Annotated in this window: 2 protein-coding genes; both read left to right on the top strand. The window is 60.0% G+C overall.

Annotation, left to right across the window (positions count from 1 at the left end; translation table 11 throughout):
* Nucleotides 1-519 (top strand): NIPSNAP family protein (locus EN935_RS36790; RefSeq protein WP_127374278.1); only part of this gene is annotated, 519 nt, incomplete at its 5' end.
* Nucleotides 520-546: 27 nt separating this feature from the next.
* Nucleotides 547-1,206 (top strand): MFS transporter (locus EN935_RS36795; protein ID WP_127374279.1); only part of this gene is annotated, 660 nt, incomplete at its 3' end.

A 1,206-nucleotide genomic window follows, 5' to 3' on the forward strand; every position in this document is an offset into this window, starting at 1 on the left:
CAAGGCAAATTTCTGGGCTGTTTCATGTGCGAGTTCGGGGTCTTGAACCGCGCCTTCATCCTAAGCGGCTACGAGTCCCTAGAAGACCTCAGCCGCGATCGAGCGCGAAGCGCCGAGAACAATGCTTTTGGCGTAGGACAATACCTCAACGCGATCGAACGCAGCGCCTATCGACCGCTAGGCTTCGTGGACGATATCAAAATCGGCGACTACGGTCCCTTTTTCGAAATCCGGACCTACGAACTAGCCGCCGGCGGACTGCCGGAGACGGAAGCGGCCTGGGCAAAGATGGTGGAGCGGCGCCAGCAGATTTCCAAGCTTTTGATGGTGATGGCATCCGTGGAGACCGCGCCGCAACGAATGCTGCAAATATGGCCGTACAAGACCGTCAACGACCGCACTGCGGCGCGTGCAGAAGCAAGCAGCATTGGCATCTGGCCGCCGCCCGGCAGCTCGACCCATCTTTTGTCGTTGAAGTCGGAACTCTTCGTGGCAACGAAATTCTCCCCCATTTCCTGACGCTACATTTGTCCGAAGGACCTTACTATGGGACAAGGGACCTACCGCCGCCTGCTGAAAGAGCGGCGGCGGGATCTTTCGTTCGGGTTCCTGTTCTTTTTCCTGTCCTGCGTAGGGCAGACCTTCTTCATATCCAACTTCGGACCGACGTGGCGGGAGGAGTTCGCCGTCAGCGACGGCCTGCTGGGATTGTGCTATTTCATCGCCACCAGCCTCTCGGCACTTTGCCTTGCAGTGGCAGGCCCACTGATTGATCGAACGACGTTGGCCCGATACGCCTGTGGCGTCGTCGTGTTCGTCGCATGCGGCTGCCTCATTGCTGCCGCCAGTCCCAACATCGCCGTGCTGTGCCTTGCGCTGCTGATGCTGAGACTTGGCGGCCAGAGCCTCATGATCCATGTAGCGATGACCTCCACCGCAAGGACATTCGGCAATGATAAGGCAAAGGCGCTGGCCTTGTGCATCATGGGCCTGGGCGTTGCCCAGGCCGTCACACCCGGCCTGCTGGTGATAGGGATCGAGGCGGTCGGCTGGCGGCTCTCCTGGGTCGCGAGCGGCCTCGTTATCCTTTGCGCCGGACTTGCTGTCGTGCAGTTGCTTCCACAGTCCAAAACGACCGCCAACCTGTCGCAAGGGGCGAAGCTGCCTGCCCTGGCGGTTCTGCGTGATCCCCGCGTGATCATCTCC

The sequence above is a fragment of the Mesorhizobium sp. M7D.F.Ca.US.004.03.1.1 genome, assembly GCF_003998635.1.
Taxonomy (GTDB): Bacteria; Pseudomonadota; Alphaproteobacteria; order Rhizobiales; family Rhizobiaceae; genus Mesorhizobium; species Mesorhizobium loti.